Annotated in this window: 15 protein-coding genes and 1 pseudogene; 5 read left to right on the top strand and 11 right to left on the bottom strand. The window is 39.6% G+C overall.

Annotated elements, in window-relative coordinates:
* The first annotated feature begins 134 nt into the window (after positions 1–134).
* The 4 genes and pseudogenes from HMPREF0023_RS07875 (at position 135) to HMPREF0023_RS07860 (ending at position 5,048) form a co-directional block, all read left to right on the top strand.
* Positions 135–1,631: a TolC family protein gene (locus HMPREF0023_RS07875; protein WP_008941743.1), complete on the top strand. Its 1,497-nt coding sequence runs from the start codon at positions 135–137 to the stop codon at positions 1,629–1,631.
* Positions 1,632–1,643: 12 nt separating this feature from the next.
* Complete coding sequence (locus HMPREF0023_RS07870) at positions 1,644–2,804, top strand: HlyD family secretion protein (RefSeq protein ID WP_004757626.1); 1,161 nt, start codon at positions 1,644–1,646, stop codon at positions 2,802–2,804.
* A 3-nt stretch (positions 2,805–2,807) separates the two neighbouring features.
* A complete protein-coding gene (locus HMPREF0023_RS07865) occupies positions 2,808–3,938 on the top strand; it encodes an ABC transporter permease (protein ID WP_004640160.1) in 1,131 nt (376 codons plus the stop codon).
* Positions 3,935–5,048, top strand: a pseudogene (locus HMPREF0023_RS07860) (ABC transporter permease). The gene HMPREF0023_RS07865 and the pseudogene HMPREF0023_RS07860 overlap by 4 nt, the downstream one beginning before the upstream one ends.
* 24 nt (positions 5,049–5,072) lie before the next feature.
* Here the strand turns inward: HMPREF0023_RS07860 and gyrA are convergent.
* From gyrA to xerA, 5 genes are all read right to left on the bottom strand, one after another.
* Positions 5,073–7,802 carry a DNA gyrase subunit A gene (gene gyrA, locus HMPREF0023_RS07855; RefSeq protein ID WP_008941740.1) on the bottom strand — a complete coding sequence of 910 codons (2,730 nt, stop codon included), beginning with the start codon at positions 7,800–7,802 and terminating at the stop codon, positions 5,073–5,075.
* Between the two features lie 343 nt (positions 7,803–8,145).
* Positions 8,146–8,793 carry a hypothetical protein gene (locus HMPREF0023_RS07850; RefSeq protein ID WP_008941738.1) on the bottom strand — a complete coding sequence of 216 codons (648 nt, stop codon included), beginning with the start codon at positions 8,791–8,793 and terminating at the stop codon, positions 8,146–8,148.
* Between the two features lie 174 nt (positions 8,794–8,967).
* The gene (locus tag HMPREF0023_RS07845) at positions 8,968–9,903 is read right to left on the bottom strand and encodes an FAD-binding protein (RefSeq protein ID WP_004640175.1); all 936 of its coding nucleotides are present in this window, start codon (positions 9,901–9,903) and stop codon (positions 8,968–8,970) included.
* A gap of 12 nt (positions 9,904–9,915) precedes the next feature.
* Positions 9,916–10,665, bottom strand: coding sequence for an electron transfer flavoprotein subunit beta/FixA family protein (locus tag HMPREF0023_RS07840; protein ID WP_004640177.1), 750 nt, complete (start codon positions 10,663–10,665; stop codon positions 9,916–9,918).
* A gap of 431 nt (positions 10,666–11,096) precedes the next feature.
* On the bottom strand, positions 11,097–11,990 hold the full coding sequence (gene xerA / locus HMPREF0023_RS07835; protein WP_161984870.1) for a site-specific tyrosine recombinase/integron integrase: 894 nt from the start codon (positions 11,988–11,990) through the stop codon (positions 11,097–11,099).
* A 156-nt stretch (positions 11,991–12,146) separates the two neighbouring features.
* Between xerA and HMPREF0023_RS07830 the strand changes: the two genes are divergently transcribed.
* Positions 12,147–12,758: a LysE family translocator gene (locus HMPREF0023_RS07830; RefSeq protein WP_008941736.1), complete on the top strand. Its 612-nt coding sequence runs from the start codon at positions 12,147–12,149 to the stop codon at positions 12,756–12,758.
* On the opposite strand, the gene HMPREF0023_RS07825 is transcribed toward HMPREF0023_RS07830, so the two are convergent.
* From HMPREF0023_RS07825 to HMPREF0023_RS16890, 6 genes are all read right to left on the bottom strand, one after another.
* Complete coding sequence (locus HMPREF0023_RS07825) at positions 12,755–13,369, bottom strand: alpha/beta fold hydrolase (RefSeq protein ID WP_034437357.1); 615 nt, start codon at positions 13,367–13,369, stop codon at positions 12,755–12,757. The two genes, HMPREF0023_RS07830 and HMPREF0023_RS07825, sit on opposite strands and share 4 nt — an antisense overlap.
* A gap of 59 nt (positions 13,370–13,428) precedes the next feature.
* Entirely contained in the window at positions 13,429–14,283 is an 855-nt protein-coding gene (dapF, locus tag HMPREF0023_RS07820) for a diaminopimelate epimerase (protein ID WP_008941734.1), read from the bottom strand.
* A gap of 5 nt (positions 14,284–14,288) precedes the next feature.
* Positions 14,289–15,539: a diaminopimelate decarboxylase gene (lysA, locus tag HMPREF0023_RS07815; protein ID WP_017396691.1), complete on the bottom strand. Its 1,251-nt coding sequence runs from the start codon at positions 15,537–15,539 to the stop codon at positions 14,289–14,291.
* Between the two features lie 22 nt (positions 15,540–15,561).
* Positions 15,562–15,801, bottom strand: coding sequence for an LPS translocon maturation chaperone LptM (gene lptM / locus HMPREF0023_RS07810; protein ID WP_005086194.1), 240 nt, complete (start codon positions 15,799–15,801; stop codon positions 15,562–15,564).
* A gap of 331 nt (positions 15,802–16,132) precedes the next feature.
* A complete protein-coding gene (locus HMPREF0023_RS07805; RefSeq protein WP_008941732.1) occupies positions 16,133–17,632 on the bottom strand; it encodes an alanine/glycine:cation symporter family protein in 1,500 nt (499 codons plus the stop codon).
* Positions 17,610–17,830 (bottom strand): hypothetical protein (locus HMPREF0023_RS16890; RefSeq protein WP_223804344.1); only part of this gene is annotated, 221 nt, incomplete at its 5' end. The genes HMPREF0023_RS07805 and HMPREF0023_RS16890, both read right to left, overlap by 23 nt.

The raw sequence follows: 17,830 nt of genomic DNA, 5'->3' as shown, positions 1-17,830 counted from the left end.
CTTAAAAACTCTACTTTTTACAAATTTGATACATCAACATCAGCAATATAACTATTTAATTAAAAAATATTATTTTAATTTTATAAAAAGAATTTAGACTCACTCAGGATATTATTAAAGTGCGACATACCATAATGTTGAAGCGACATAATCGACCGAGTTCTAAGGTCACACGGTTTCCAAAACAGCTAAGTCTCTGTATTAGTTTAATCAGTTATGCCTTATTTTCTACATCTACACTTGCTCAGACACTCAGCTATAGTGAAGCAGAGAAATTTGTCGTAGAAAATGCATATTCAACTCAAGCCCAGCAGGCACTTCAACAAGCATCTCGCTTAGAGATGGAAGCTGTCAAACATTTAGGGCTTCCGCGAATTGATTTAAATGCACGTGCTTATTCTTTTCATAGTGAAACAAGTGTTCCTTTAGAGTCAAGTAAACGCCGATTAGAAAACTCACTTACACGTGGTTTTGATGACAAATTATCTCAATGGGGAAATGTGTTCCCACCAGAAGTCATCGATCAAGTCAGCCAAGGTTTTGATCAAACCGTCAGTGATGGATTAAATAAAGTACCCAATAATTTAGATGTCACCATTAAAGATCATGATGTGAGAACATCTGTTTCTATGGTCATGCCACTTTATACAGGTGGAAAAATCAGTAGTGCCAAACAAATTGCCAGTATTCAATCCAAGCGTTCTGACATCAGTGAGAAACAGCAACAAGATTCTCAGCGTTTTGAAATGATTCAGACCTATTTTAATGTGCAATTGCAGCAACAATTATTAAGCACCAGTTTATTTAATCTAAATGCAATGCAACAACATTATGACAATGCATTAAAGTTAGAAAAGCAGGGTTTTATAAATAAAGGACAACGCATGCAATTTGAAGTTGCTCGTAATAATGCGCAACGTACCTATCAAAATGCACAATCGAATCTACAAGCGAGTCAGTTTAGTTTACAAAATTTATTGCAAACTAAAGCGCCATTAAATCTCAGCACTCCCCTATTCGTAAATACAGATCAAAATCATTCATTAGATAAGCTACTTGCAAACTACGACCAAAATTCAAGCCTCATCAAAAAACTGCAAATGGACACACAGCTAGCCAATGAAAATGTCCGAATTCAGCAAGCAGCTAAAAAGCCAAGTGTCTTTGCTTTTGGTGAATATGGTTTAGATGAGAAAGAAAATTGGATCATTGGCGTTATGGCAAAATACAATTTATTCTCTGGTGTCGATATAAATAAAAACGTACATGCAGCAGAACTAAAACGTTATGCGGCAGAACTCATGACAGAACGTACCAAGCAAGAAATTGAAAATGTGCTGTACAAATCCTATAGCGAATTGAATGCTTCGCAAACCAGCCACCAACTATTGACACAAAACACCAAAGCAGCACAAGAGAATCTACGTATTCAACAACTTTCCTTTAAGGAAGGTATGGGAACTGCAACTCAAGTCATCGATGCACAAAATGCATTGAATGCATTGAGAAGTGAAATGGCAATCAATGCATATAAATATATTTTATCTTTAGCAACCCTATTACAAAGCTATGGCTCGATTGACGAGTTCAAGCTCTATGTTAATCAACCACGTACTGATTTTATCCGTTAATTGGAGACATTTATGAGCCAAAATCAATCATCATCCAATTCAAAACGCGATACAGATAACGTGGCAAAAGCGGATGAAACGCAAACGACTAACGTCGTAAATGAGCAAGCATCTTCAACAGAACAAATTGACACTAACAAGACTGCTACACCATCAAATACTCAGGAACCACCAGCGCAACCACCCCAGAAAGGTAAAGCTAAAATTATTGGTCTAATTATTGTATTTATTTTGCTTGGCTTAATTGCATATGGTTTATGGAAAGCATATCAACCCCAAGCAGTTGAATTACAAGGACGAGTTGAAGCTGAAACAATAAACATCAGCACCAAAGTAGCTAGTCGTATCGAAGAATTTTATGTAACTGAAGGACAAGCCGTAAAAAAAGGGCAAGCGCTTATTCGCTTTGTGAGTCCCGAACTTGAAGCCAAAAAAGAACAAGCCCAAGCCGCCTTGCAAAGTGCAATGGCATTCCAGTCAACCGTTTATCGTGGTTCTCAACAAGAAATTATTGAAACTCTGTATGCCAACTGGCAAGCTTTAAAAACGCAAGCAGAACTTGCAGCAACAACCTATAAACGAGGTGAAAACCTCTATCAACAAGGTGTGATTTCTCGTCAACGTCGTGATGAGATGCTTGCGGCACAAACCTCTGCCCGTGAAACTGCTGAGGCGTCATATCAACAATATGCACGCGCTAAACGTGGTAGCACCGAACAACAGAAATCAACTGCCGATGCAAAAGTCGCCATGGCACAAGCTGCTGTCAAAGAAGCAAATGCATTGACAGAAGAAACCAAGCTCTATTCACCGGTCGACGGTACTGTATCGAAAACCTATGGCAAACCAACAGAGTTAGTCGCAACTGGTGTGCCTGTCGTCAGTATTATTGAAGACCATGAGATGTGGGTCAGTTTAAATGTCCGTGAAGATATGTATGAAAGTGTATATCAAAACAAAACTTTAGATGGTTTCGTACCTGCGCTGAATCAAAAAGTCACATTTAAAGTGAAGAACATTGATGTTGAAGGAGACTTTGCAACCATTAAAACCACACGTCAAACGGGTGGTTATGATATTCGCAGCTTTAAATTCCACTTAGTACCTGAGCAATCTATTCCAGATCTTAAAGTTGGAATGAGCGTACTTTTTAAAATTAAAGAGGCAAAATAACCAATGTTTGCTGCAATGCTTCGAGAGTTGCGTTATTTAAAATGCCATAAAGTAGATGCATTTATGGCAATCATTATGCCTTTATTGATCATCATCTTTTTTACCAGCATGCTTTCGGCTGGAAAAGCTGAGCACTTACCGATTGCCATTGTTGACCAAGATCAAAGCCAATTAAGCCGACAAATCATTCATAACCTCAGTATTAACCCAAGTCTAAGTGTAAAGACTATCAGTTCAAGTCAAGACGAAGTTGAACGTATGATTAATAGTACTCAGGTTTGGGGTTTTGTTTTCATTCCTGAAGGTGCGGAGCAACGACTTGTTCAGGCAAAAAATGCTCAAATTAGTATGGCGTATAACCAATCTTTTTTTACTATTGGCAATACCATTGCTTCAGCAATGCAAAGTAGCACCCTCAATGCCATTGGCGACTATTTAGGTAACAGTTATTTAGCAAATAAAATCCCTTATGCTGAATTCCCTACGCCACATGTCAAAGTCTCGATGCTATATAACCCCAGCATGAGTTATGAGCTATTTTTAGGACCGTTCATTGTTCCTGCAGTACTCCATTTATTGCTGTGTTGTTGTATTGCATTCGCAATCGGGCAAGAATTTAAGCGTCATACCTTTGCAGAATGGCTAGGTTCAACACAGATTGTTTCTCGATTTTTTGGAAAAATTTTGCTTTATGTGCTGATTTTTTGTTTCTGGACATGGTGCTGGATGTTCTGGCTCAGCCAGGTCAAAGGTTATTTTATCGCAGGCTCACTTAGCTTTCTTTTGATCGCTCAGTTTGTGTTTTATTTTGCCTATGCCATGATCAGCAGTAGCGTTATCTTAGCTACCAAAGACCTGCCTAAAAGTTTTGGTTTTATCGCACTATATGGTGGCTCATCCATGAGTTTCGCAGGTGTCACACTCCCCTTAAATAATGCTCCTGCATTTACACAATTATGGTCAATGATTATTCCATTTACCCCTTACGCAAAATTACAAACTGAGCAATGGGTGATTGGAAGCGATGTCATTATTTCAGTTATACCTTTCATTATTCTGCTCGTTTTTGCAGTGATATTTAGCTTATTAAGTCTTCGTTTATTGAGGAAAAATGTTCAGGAGATTCACTCATGAAATCATTTTTCTTTTATTACAAACAAACTTTCAAAAATATTGTGAAAAATAACTCAGTGTTTACCACACTGATTGCCTCTATCCTCATGTATAGCTTTTTCTATCCAACTGCCTATAAAGCGCAAGTTGCAGAAAATATTCCGATCGTGATTGTTGATGAAGAACAAAGTGTTTTAAGCTCTAAAATTATTAGTCAAACTGCTAGTAGCCCCCATATCCAGATACAGGCTGTCACAGGGAACTTCCTTGAAGCAGAACAAATGGTGAAAAACCAAAAAAGCTGAAGCGATCTTATTACTTCCAGAAAACCTGAGTCAAAGCCTCAGACGTGGTGAAATGGGAGGGATTGGGCTTTATCTCAGTACAGCATATTTTTTACAAACTAAAGAAGCTGCTACAGGTCTTGCGACCTCGATCGAATATACACTGAAAGAGCATTTGGAAAAATTTGGCGAAGCCTCCCAATTTGAAATTGAGCTGCCAATCCACGATATTCCGTTATTTAATACATTATCTGGATATGGAAGTTATATTTTTCCCGCTGTTGCGAGTTTAATTATTCATCAGACACTGTTATTAGGTCTGGCTATGTTGATTGCGAGCTATCGTGAATCAGGTTGGATCGCAAAACCAATCGAGTTTTGGGCAACTTTTACAGCAATTCTCACAATAGGTTGTCTTGGTTGTTTATATCTCTTCGGTTTTACATTTTGGCTTTATGACTATCCTCATGGTGGAAATTTCTGGGGAACGCTGCTTGCAACGCCAGTTTATGTAAGTTGTATTATCGGTCTAGCGATGCTGGTTGGATCTTTAGTAGATATGCCTGAACGTGTAGGACATTTAATTGTTGTCACCTCAGTCCCTCTTTTCTTATTAACAGGTACTGCTTGGCCACATGCAGCTATGCCTGAATGGATGCAATACTTAGCTTGGACTCTTCCATCTACACATGGTGTTCAAATGTTTGTGCAATTAAATCAGATGGGAGTACCTACAGCAATCGTGATACCTAAACTGATTTATTTAGCAACTCTTGGTGGAATCTTGTTGGCTTGCTCTTATTATCGTTTAGTCATGCTAAAGCCAATAAAAAAGGAAGCTAATTAGCTTCCTTTTTTAACAACTTATCACTTAAGCTTCTGGAGTATCATCTTTAGGTTCTACTAAAGCTTCCTCAGAATTTACTGCATCAAGCTCAGTATTTTCTACTGATTGCTCTATAGTCTCTAACTCTTCGTCTTCTTCTACAGCTTCAATAGATACAACACCAACTAATGTTTCAGCGTCACTCAATCGAATCAGACGAACACCTTGTGCGTTACGACCTGTGGTTGCCACTTCTGCTGCACGTGTACGAACCAAAGTACCACCATCAGAAATCAACATCAGCTCTTTGGTTTCATCAATCGATACAGCACTGATTAACTCACCATTACGCTCACTCGTTTTAATCGCAATAACACCCTTACCACCACGTTTCTTGGTCGGGAAGTCATCAACTGGAGTACGCTTACCATATCCATTTGCACAAGCACATAACACTTCACCTGTTTCTGGAACAACAAGTGAAACAATACGGCTTACAACATTAGAATCAGAAGAATCGTCATTATCATCGCTGTCATCATTTTCAACTTCAGCATCTTCTACGTCGATCGTGTTACTTGCGAAACTAACACGCATACCGCGTACACCTTTCGCAGTACGTCCCATTGCTCGAACATCTGTCTCAGCAAAACGAATCGCTTTACCTTCATTTGAGAACAACATGATCTGCTGATTACCATCCGTAATAGCAACACCGATCAAGGTATCTTCTTCGTTTAACTCAATAGCACGTAAACCATTGGCACGGATATTACTAAATTGTGCCAATTCCACACGTTTCACCGTACCTGATGCCGTAGCCATAAAGACATAGTGATTTTCAGGGAACTCCGTCAACGGTAAGATCGCGGTAATTGTTTCATTCGCTTCCAATGGTAACAAGTTCACCATCGGGCGTCCTTTAGCACCACGAGAGGCTTGAGGTACCTCAAACACTCTCAAGCGATAAACTTTACCAACATTGGTAAAGCACAATACTGTCGCGTGGTTCGATGCAACAATCAAATGCTGAATAATGTCATCATCCTTCATTGAGGTTGCAGATTTACCACGACCACCACGACGTTGAGCTTGATAATCCGAAAGTGGTTGCGTTTTTGCATAACCTGTTTGAGAAACAGTGAGGACCACTTGTTCTTCAGGGATTAAGTCTTCACGACAGAAATCAACACCAGATTCAACGATTTCTGTGCGGCGTGCATCACCATACTGTTGCAGGATTAAAGCAAGCTCTTCACGAATTACGTTCATCAATAAATTAAAGTCATTTAAAATCGCCGTTAATTCAGCAATTTGACCTAAAATCTCAGTATATTCAGCGTGCAACTTATCTTGTTCAAGACCCGTCAAACGATGTAAACGTAATTCAAGAATCGCATTCACCTGTGTTGGTGATAAACGATAAATATCTCCTGACAGACCAAATGGACGTGCAGGATCTTCCCCTTCAATTTCATCTGGGCGAACTGAAATAGCGCCAGCTTTTTCTAGAAGTGCGACAACACCACCACCAGCCCATTCACCAGCCTGTAAACGCTCACGTGCTTCACTAGGATTGGCAGAAGTCTTAATGGTTTCAATAATGGCATCAATATTCGCTAATGCAACAGTCAAACCTTCTAAGATATGCCCACGTTCACGTGCTTTGCGAAGCTCATACATGGTGCGGCGTGTCACAACTTCTTGGCGGTGACGGATAAATGCCGCAATAATATCTTTAAGATTCATCAATTTTGGCTGACCATTATCTAGGCAGACCATATTGATGCTGAAAGAGTTTTGCAGTTGGGTGTGTAAGAATAAATTATTTACAATGACTTCCGCGTTTTCGCCACGCTTCAAATCAATTGCAATACGCATCCCTTCCTTATCTGACTCATCTCGAAGTTCAGAAATTCCTTCAAGTTTCTTTTCTTTAACTAGTTCAGCTATACGCTCAATCGTTTTTGCTTTATTGACCTGATATGGAATTTCAGTAAAGACGATAGTCGTACGACCCGTTTTTTGATCTTCTTCGAAATGATACTTACCACGGATATGAAGACGACCTTTACCAGTGCGGTAAGCGTCTACAATACCCGATTTACCATAAATGATGCCACCTGTAGGAAAGTCTGGGCCCGTAATATGCTCCATCAAACCTTCTACAGAAATATTCGGATTATTTGCATAAGCCAAACAAGCGTTGACCACCTCAGTCATATTGTGTGGCGCCATGTTGGTCGCCATACCAACTGCAATACCTGTGGTTCCATTAATCAACAGATTTGGAATACGTGTAGGCATGACTTGAGGAATACGCTCAGAGCCGTCGTAGTTGTCTTCCCAATCGACCGTATCTTTTTCTAAGTCTGCTAAGATCTCGTGGGTTAACTTTTGCATACGGACTTCGGTATAACGCATGGCTGCTGCGCTATCCCCATCGACAGAACCAAAGTTACCTTGACCATCAACCAACATGTAGCGCAAGCTAAAGTCCTGTGCCATACGGACGATCGTTTCATATACAGCACTATCACCGTGAGGGTGATATTTACCGATCACATCCCCGACAACACGGGCAGACTTTTTGTACGCTTTGTTATAATCATTGCCCAATTCATGCATTGCAAATAATACACGACGATGAACAGGTTTTAGACCGTCTCTAACATCTGGCAATGCACGAGATACGATTACGCTCATTGCGTAATCTAGATATGAATGCTTGAGTTCGTCCTCAATGGCAATCGGTCTGATTTCCGATACGCTCATGCATACTCCTTGTTTACAAGTAGAAGGCTCTACCTGTTTTTATGTCTTCAATCTTGCAAAAATTCAGCTCAAAAAACTTGAACCAAAAATAAAAAATACAGCGGAGAATTATAGCATAGACAACTGATTAACAGGGAATTTAGCTCAGTGAAATTAGCATTTTTTTACAATAAAAACCATATAGATATTAAAGACTTAAAATTACTAGATTCTAAAAATCACGATAAAAAAAGAAAAAATACCTTTTTGGATAAAAGATCGACAATCCATGTCAGATTAGGCATCCAATCAACAGGATACACATCAGCAAACAATCAACTTAAAATACTAAAAAATGGATGCTTTACTGAGAAAGCTGTTGCGAATTCATAGGTGAAATCGAGATTTTCACTACAGATTTTCTATCTTTCTGCATAAAGTAAAAAGCTGAAAAGAATAGTGCTAAAAGAAACGGGAGCTGATATAGTTCCTCTACAATATCTGGGCTAATTGCACTATTAAATATCCACGTATCAATCAAACGATGGTGCTCTACACTATCTGCAAAAAGTAGTGAAACAACGGCAATAATTAAATACCAAAATGGAAATTTGACTGATTGAAACTTATATTTAATTTCAGCTCGTAATTTAGGTGAAAACAGCATAAAAACCACAGGCGCGATCACAACAATCGAAATCAATCTAAAATACAAATGCGGAACTTCTGGGAAATAATCACGCCCCCAACTAATACTACGCCCAAAGAACATCAACCACCATGCCATCGCCCACAACCAAAACCATTTTTTTTGCTCTGTGAGTGTTTTAGGTCTCATATAAAACCAAGTAAACGGTACACAAATCAATAATAGAATTGCCTGAAGATTCTCTATTAAGTGCACATTCAAGGTGGCTAATAATGAGACATGAGACAAAGCAGAATATAAAATCACCAATAAAAGCGCGCACAAAACCAGCGCTACAGAATTAAAGCGAAAATCAAATTTCATTCGGGGAGAAAACCTATCCAAAACGGATCGAAGTTTCTATTTTAACAAAAGTGTACTCAAAAGTACACTTTTGACTTTTGAGTCGCATAGATCAAAAGAAGCGCCCCTGAGCAGAACAGCAAAGCTTCGCTTTAGCTGTCTGCGCAGGGGCGCTTTTAAACTTAATTCAAAGAATTAAAGTTTAGATACCAATTCTGGTACAACAGTGTTCAAATCACCAACTAACCAGTAGTCAGCAACGCTGTTGATTGGCGCTTCTTCGTCTTTGTTGATTGCAACAATAACTTTAGAATCTTTCATACCAGCCAAGTGTTGGATTGCACCAGAGATACCGATCGCCATGTAAAGGTCCGGCGCAACGATTTTACCAGTTTGACCTACTTGGAAATCGTTTGGTACGAAACCAGCATCAACCGCAGCACGTGAAGCACCTTGTGCTGCACCAAGCTTATCAGCTAATGGATCAAGTACTTTGTGATAGTTCTCACCAGAACCTACACCACGACCACCAGAAACAACGATACGTGCAGCAGTTAATTCTGGACGATCAAGTTTCACGATTTCTTCGCTAACAAACTTAGAAATACCAGCATCGTTTGCTTCAGCAACAGCTTCAACTGCAGCAGAACCACCCTCAGCAGCAACCGCATCAAATGCAGTACCACGAACTGTACCAACGATGATAGCTTCATCAGATTGAACAGTTGCGATTGCGTTACCTGCATAGATAGGACGCTTGAAAGTATTTGCAGATTCAACAGCAATGATGTCTGTGATCATGCTTACATCTAGAAGTGCAGCAACACGTGGAAGAAGGTTCTTACCAGTTGTTGTAGAAGCAGCTAATACGTATTTGTAACCACCTTTCGCGATGTCAGCAACTAAGCCAGCAACGTTTTCAGCAAGTTGGTTTGCATAAGCAGCATTGTCAGCAAGTAATACTTTGCTTACGCCAGCAACTTTAGCAGCAGCGTCAGCAACTGCTTGAGCACCAGAACCAGCAACTAATACAGTAATGTCACCACCGATTTTTTGAGCTGCCGCAACAACGTTTAATGTTGCACCATTCAAAGTTTGGTTGTTGTGATCTGCGATAACTAAAATACTCATGATTTTACTCCCTTAGATCACTTTCGCTTCATTTTTCAATTTTTCAACAAGCTCATCTACAGACTTCACTTGTACGCCAGCTTTACGTTCAGCAGGTGCTTCAACTTTAATGGTTTTAAGTTTAGTGCCTGTTGCAACGCCAAAATCAGCAGGTGACTTAGTATCAAGCGGCTTTTTACGCGCTTTCATGATGTTTGGAAGCGCAGCATAACGTGGCTCATTCAAACGTAAGTCAGTTGTGATGATTGCTGGAAGACCAAGCTCAACAGTTTGTAAACCACCGTCGATTTCACGAGTTACTTGAACTTTACCACCATCAACTTTAACTTCAGATGCGAAAGTACCTTGACCAGCGCCAAGTAAAGCACCAAGCATTTGACCTACTTGGTTAGAGTCATCATCGATCGCTTGTTTACCAAGAAGGATAAGTTCAGGTTTCTCAGCATCTACTACGCCTTTCAAGATTTTAGCAACTTCTAAAGCGCCAACTTCATCAGCAGTTTCAACTAAAATACCACGGTCAGCACCTAAAGCCATTGCAGAACGAAGTTGTTCTTGCGCATCTTTAGTACCCACTGAAACAACAACGATTTCTGTAACCGTCCCTTTTTCTTTTAAGCGAACCGCTTCTTCAACTGCGATTTCACAGAATGGGTTGATAGACATTTTAACGTTAGTAAGGTCAACCCCACTATTGTCCGGCTTAACACGAACTTTAACGTTGGCATCAACCACACGTTTTACAGCAACAAGAGCCTTCATGTAATCCTCGGCTGTTCTAAGCAAGTAAATGTAGTAAAGAGTATTCTAACTCTTCGAATGAAACTTTTTAGGTGCCCTATCTTGCAATGTATTTGGCATTTCGGTCAAGTCACAATTTCCACTAGCGCAATAAAAAAGATGAAATGCCCAGTTCACTAATTCAAAACAATTATTCATTTAGGAGTTTTAATTTATCAGCAGAATGAATATTACATTTTGATTTTTTTAATCTTTTAAGTAATTCAAAGACCTAAAACAAACTTTATTCTTCAATTTAGAATGATCTACGATAGATCATTTCCCATCACCTTAAACAGTCATCAACTATATAAAAAAACTGGCAATAAAGTAAGCGTCATAATTTAGTGAGCTTTCTAGAGAAAGTGGAAAATTCATCGACTATTAAACAAGCAATTTTGCAACATAATATATCAAGAATTAGTTTTTTGCGCTCGAGGATGGGCTTGATCATAAACTTTTGCTAACTGATCAAAGTCTACATGGGTATATATTTGTGTAGTAGATAAATTGCTATGCCCTAACATTTCCTGTACAGAACGCAAATCTCCACTCGCTGAAAGCATATGGCTCGCAAAACAATGTCTTAACAAGTGTGGATGTAAGTCAACATTCACCCCTGCGCGCTGGGCTTGTAATTTCACTCGATTTTCAATTTGCCTCGGCATCAAGGCACGTCCCTGTTGTGAGATAAACACCGCCGAATCCGCCGTAAAACCACCTTGCCAAATGCGATAAATTTTCAGCCATTCAATTAAACTTTGTTTTGCTTTGAGTCCGAAAGGGACGATTCTGGTTTTATTGCCCTTACCCGTAATACGTAATAGCTGGCGATTAAAATCAATATCTTTGATGGTCAAGCCTTGCAATTCTGCCAAACGTAACCCACTCGAATATAAAAGTTCCAGCATGGCTTTATCTCTCAACCATAGCTGTTGATCAATCAGTTTCTCTGGTGCAGTCTGATCTAAGATTTGATTGACCGTTTCAATATCTATCATACCCGGTAAAGGTCTAGGTTGACGCTTTAACTTAAAATCAGCGGATGGATTATGCTGTAGGTATCGTCCTTGCGCTGCCCATTTCATAAATTGACGAATAGAAGTCAAATGTCGTTGCAAACTACTGGAGCTCAATTGGTCCTGTTCTACCCGAGACGCCAAGTATTCTCTTAAATCTGATGCTTCAACATCTTCTAACTGTAACTGTTTATATTCACAAAATTTAAAGAAATCAGTCAGATCACGTTGATAAGCGGAAATAGTATGCGCTGACTGATTTTGAATCACTCGTTCTTTTAACCACATTGACAGCAGCTTTTCAGGAGTTTCCAAGTCATTCTCCATCCTATTTCCTTTATCGTGATATTTTAACAATGTTTGTTCTCAGTATTAAACAAATCTCGAAGATCATCGATCATTGTAATACAATAAATTTCAAGCATTAGACTTTCGCCAACTGCCATGACAACAATTCTAATCCCTTATCTAATCGCAATTACACTACTTACGATCACTCCTGGTCTAGACACAACTTTGATTATTCGTACTGCAACACTCGAAGGCAAATTAAAAGCCTTTCAAGCAGCATTGGGAATTAACTTTGGTTGTATTGCTTGGGGACTGATCGTGGCTTGCGGTCTAGGGGCATTATTAATGACTTCGGATTTAGCTTTCAACATTTTAAAGTGGATGGGTGCATTCTATCTTGCATGGCTTGGGCTCAATATGCTCCTAAAACCTCGCGCACAGCTCACAAATACTCCCACAACGCATTCAACTCAGAACTGGTTTGTGAAAGGTTTCTTAGGTAATTTACTGAATCCTAAAGTTGGTATTTTTTATATTTCGTTTCTACCTCAGTTTATTCCGCAATCCGCCTCACCAATTGCTTGGACGATGGGGTTAGTCATGATTCATGTGGTCATTGGTTTTATCTGGTCAATGTTCCTCATCTATGCCATGCAAACGGTTTCGCATTACTTGAAACAACCCAAATTTATTCGCTATATGGATCGAATTACAGGTAGTATTTTTATTCTGTTTGCACTCAAACTTGCGTTTAGTAAACGTTAATTTGAATCGTGACGATTCAAATAAGTATTGATATATGCTGCGACCTGCTGTGCATGTGTATGAGCAAACTGATGATCACCACCCTCTATAATGTGCAGTTCAGCATTTGGAAAGCGTTGATTTAAATATTCCCCGACAGTGGGTGGACTCAATGGATCTTGATCTCCCCACAATAACAATACTGGAATATCAATTGAATCTAGCTCGGCGTCAAAATCAATATTGGCTGTCACAAACCAATCAGGATATTGTAAAAAATGCTGGCTATACCCTTCACGCCAATCTTGAACATCAAAAGGCTCCAGCGGAATACCACCAGACGTGGCAACCAATACTAATCCTTTTACCCATTCAGGTTTAGTTAAAGCAGAGGCAACTGCAAAAATCCCACCCATTGATTGAGCGACGATCACACATTCTTGTTGAACTTTTCCGATCACATAATCAATCAATGCCTCGAAGCTTTCTATATTTTTATCTGCTTCAACACAACCAAATGAAGGATAACCTATAATTTCTTTGTCATATTTATCAGGCAACAAATCACTTACAGGTTGCCAAAAATTTAGATCGCCAGATGCACCCGGTAAAAATATAATTTTATTCTTCATCAGCAACTTCGAACTATTAAAATAAAAAAGAGCACCATGATCTGGTGCTCTTAAGTGCATTAAGATTGAAAATATCTCAAATCCAAACGCCCTTCATATACATATGCAGTTGGACCCGTCATCCAGACGACATCACCTTCACGCCATGCAATATGCAACTTACCACCTGCAAGTTGAACTTCAACCTCACTCGCAAGTAAACCGCGACGCATACCGCTTACAGCTGCAGCACATGCACCTGTACCACAAGCTAAAGTTTCACCAACACCACGCTCAAATACGCGTAACCGCACATGCTTTTCATCCAAAATTTGCATAAAGCCTGCATTGACTCGCTCTGGAAAGCGCACATGTGATTCGACTTGTGGGCCAATTCCAGCCACATCCGCAGTTAAGACATCAGGAACAATGGTCACTGCATGCGGATTGCCCATATTGACCACATCAATATTGATGCTCTTGTCATCAGCAAGCTCTAAGGAATATAAACCCTCAATGTCTTCGTCGACTTGGGTCACAAACGGAATCTCGTCTGGAAGAAATTTGGGTGGCCCCATATTCACGCGAACCCAACCATTAGCCCCCAACTCAGGTTCTACGATACCCGCTTTGGTCTGTACACGAATCTTAGTTTTAGTGGTTAAACGACGTTCATGCACGAAACGCGCAAAACAACGAACCCCATTTCCACATTGTTCAACTTCGGAACCATCCGCATTAAAAATACGATATTTAAAATCTACATCTGGAAAATCAGGTGGCTCAACAAGTAAAAGCTGATCAAAGCCCACACCAAAGTGGCGATCAGCTAAACGCTGAATCGTCACGGTATCTAAATAAGCTCGCTGGGTAATGAGATCAACGACCATAAAATCATTGCCCAAACCATGCATTTTGGTAAATTCTAAAAACATCCAATTTACTCCTCAGGCAACAAACGCTCTTTTTCCCAGAGTGATTCTATTGTTTCGCGCTCGCGAATTAAATAGGCCTGATCGCCATTGACCATTACTTCGGCAGCTCGACCACGACTATTATAATTTGAACTCATCACAAAACCATATGCACCAGCACCCAAAACAGCCAACACATCATTTTCTTGTAGAGCCAAATTACGCTCTTTACCTAAAAAATCACCAGTTTCACAGATAGCACCAACCAGATCCCACGTTTTTACTTCAACATCTGAATTTGGATTAACCGACTGAATATCCATCCAAGCTTCATATAATGCAGGACGAATTAAGTCATTCATTGCTGCATCAATAATTGCAAAGTTGCGATGGTTGGTTGGCTTTAGCAAATCAACCTTGGTCAGTAAAGTACCTGCGTTGGCTGAAATACTCCGTCCTGGCTCCATATAAACTTTTAAACCCAATTTTTCTAAAGCTGGGCGCATTGAATTTGCATATTCAGCCACCGTTGGCGGTGTTTCATCTTTATAACAAACACCTAAACCACCGCCGATATCAATATGTTTGAGGTTGATCCCAAGTTTTTTCAACTGCTCAATCATTAAAATGACGCGATCAAGTGCATCAACGAATGGTTTGGTTTCTGTCAACTGCGAACCAATATGACAATCAATACCCACGATCTCTAAATTTGATAAAGACGCTGCATATTGATATGTTGCATCGACTGCATCGCTCGGAATACCGAACTTGTTTTCTTTTAAGCCGGTCGAAATATACGGGTGCGTTTTTGCATCCACATCAGGATTAACACGCAACGATATCGGTGCTTTTTTGCCGAGCTTTGCTGCAACTTTTTGAATTCGATCCAACTCAGCATGTGACTCTACATTGAAGCAAGCAATACCCACGGTTAATGCTTTCTCAATATCTGCTTCAGATTTACCCAGACCTGAAAATACGATTTTTGCAGGATCGCCGCCAGCAGCTAAAACACGCGCAAGTTCACCACCCGTCACAATATCAAAACCTGCACCCAATTTTGCCAAGACATTGAGAACAGCGATATTTGAGTTTGACTTCACTGCAAAACAGATTTGATGATCAATAAAATCAAAAGCACGATCCATATCCAAATAATGTTTTTCCAAAGTTGCTTTGGAATAAACATATAGAGGTGTGCCATATTGCTGTGCGAGCTGGTCTAATGAACATTGCTCTGCATGCAATACTCCATTAATGCGAGTGAAACTCATGAAGATGTCCTTATATACAAACTTAAGGTGAAGTGGTCTGAGATTGAGTCGAAGGTTGTGCGGTTTGGTTATCTACCTTGCTATCCTCTGTATTTACATCAGAAGAAACTTTGGCTGGAGATGTTTCATTCTTGTAAAGCAAGTATTTTGCACGTTTATCATGATTTGGATCAGATGGTAATTGCAATGCACCTGACTGACCACATGCTGTCAAAACAACACAACTCAGTAACACACTGATAGAACAAATGACTGGACGCATCTGAGCACCTAACTTTTACGATTCGCAGCAGTATAGCGTGATCAATCGACAGGCTAAAGTCTAAACATAAAAAAACGCCAATTTCTGAAGAAATGATCCAATACTTTAAAAATAGCTTTCTTTGTTAATAGCATTCAACTCATTGTTACCTGACACGCAAGATCACTTTGGATCAATCTAACACGCTATTTTTATTTTGTCCTGAAGGAATATGCTATTTCATTCCACTTACCAATTCATCGCCTATATTCATTAATATTTCAAGTAAAAATCGAAAAAGCAGCCATATAGGCTGCTTTTAAGTAGAACATAAAGATGATGTCGTCAAGACTTAATCTTTTTTCGATTTATTCTTGAGGCGATCTTCCCAGAATGTTGCATTACGGATACCAAGTTTAACTGGATCAAAGGTAAATTCAGTTACACCAGCTTTTTGCTGTTTCTCATAATCACGCAATGCTTTAATCGTCGGCTTCCAGATGAAGTAAGTCAAGATAATACCAATGATGTTAATCCATGCCATTAAACCAACACCAATATCACCGATGCCCCAAATATAACCAGTTGCACTAATTACACCATAAACAACTGCTGCAATAATGAAGCATTTGGTGAGGAACATTAATGAAGGCGTTTTTGTGATATAGCTGAGGTAAGTAATGTTGGTTTCAGCAATATAGTAGTAAGCAATAATGGTCGTGAAAGCAAAGAAGAATACTGCCAACGCTACAAAGATTTGACCAAAACCACCAAAAACAGTACTGACCGCCATTTGAGTAAAGGCTGGTGAGCCAATCTCAACAGTTGCACCAACGTTTTGGACAATGAATTGACCCGCTTCTAAAGTACCCTGAACATTATACATTCCTGTAATCAGGATCATAAAAGCTGTTGCGGAGCAAACGAATAACGTATCGATATAAACAGAGAAAGACTGTACTAGACCTTGTTGAGCTGGATGCTGAACTTCAGCTGCAGCTGCAGCATGAGGTCCTGTACCTTGTCCAGCTTCATTTGAGTAAACACCACGTTTTACCCCCCAGCCAATTGCAGCACCCACACCCGCCATAGGTGTAAAGGCATCAGCGAAGATCATGCGAATAACATTCGGAAGCTCTTGAATATTAATAAACACAATCACCAACGCCATGATGATATAGCCTAGTGCCATAAATGGTACAACGAACTGCGCGAATCGTGCGATACGTTTAATACCACCAAAAATAATGATCGATAATAAGGTTACGATTACTACAAGCGCGACAAGCTTATATACACCAACATTACCAAAGACGATCGCACCCTGACCAGTGATCTGCGTAAATGCATTTCCAACTGCATTTGCTTGAATACCTGGTAAGAACAAGCCACAAGAAATAATTGCAGCGATCGCAAATAAAATACCTAACCAACGTTGGCCTAAGCCTTTATCAAAATAGAAAGCAGGCCCACCACGGTATTGACCTTGATATTCTACTTTATAAATTTGACCTAAAGTCGATTCAACATAAGCAGTACTTGCGCCTAAGAATGCAACAACCCACATCCAAAATACGGCACCAGGACCACCAAAACCAATTGCTGCTGCAACACCAGCAATATTACCTACACCGACACGACCAGAAAGCGAAACAGATAAAGCTTGAAAAGATGAAATCCCCTGTGATGAAGATGTTCCCTTTATTAATAACCTTCCCATCTCTTTGAGTTGTCGAATTTGAACGAACCGCGTAAGAATAGAGAAAAATAAACCGGCACCTAAGCATAAATAGATTAGCGCTGGGCTCCAGATAATACCATTAAACCAATCAACAATTTCTGCTGCACTCATATAAATCAACCTTTTTTATATACGTTGGAAATATAACAACTGTTAAATTCCCATTTGTCTGAGCAAGAGCAATATCTATGCCATTCAACTTATGTTTCACGACAAGAATTGAACAAACGCTCAAAGACCTTCCATGGAAAAAGTGAACTGAAGAAATATCTAAACTCAAAAACACACTGTATCTTACTTGTAAAAGTC

The organism is Acinetobacter sp. ATCC 27244, assembly GCF_000156555.1.
Lineage (GTDB): Bacteria > Pseudomonadota > Gammaproteobacteria > Pseudomonadales > Moraxellaceae > Acinetobacter > Acinetobacter haemolyticus.
The sequence above is the reverse complement of the archived record's forward strand: the minus strand, read 5'-3'. Positions and strand labels throughout refer to the sequence as shown.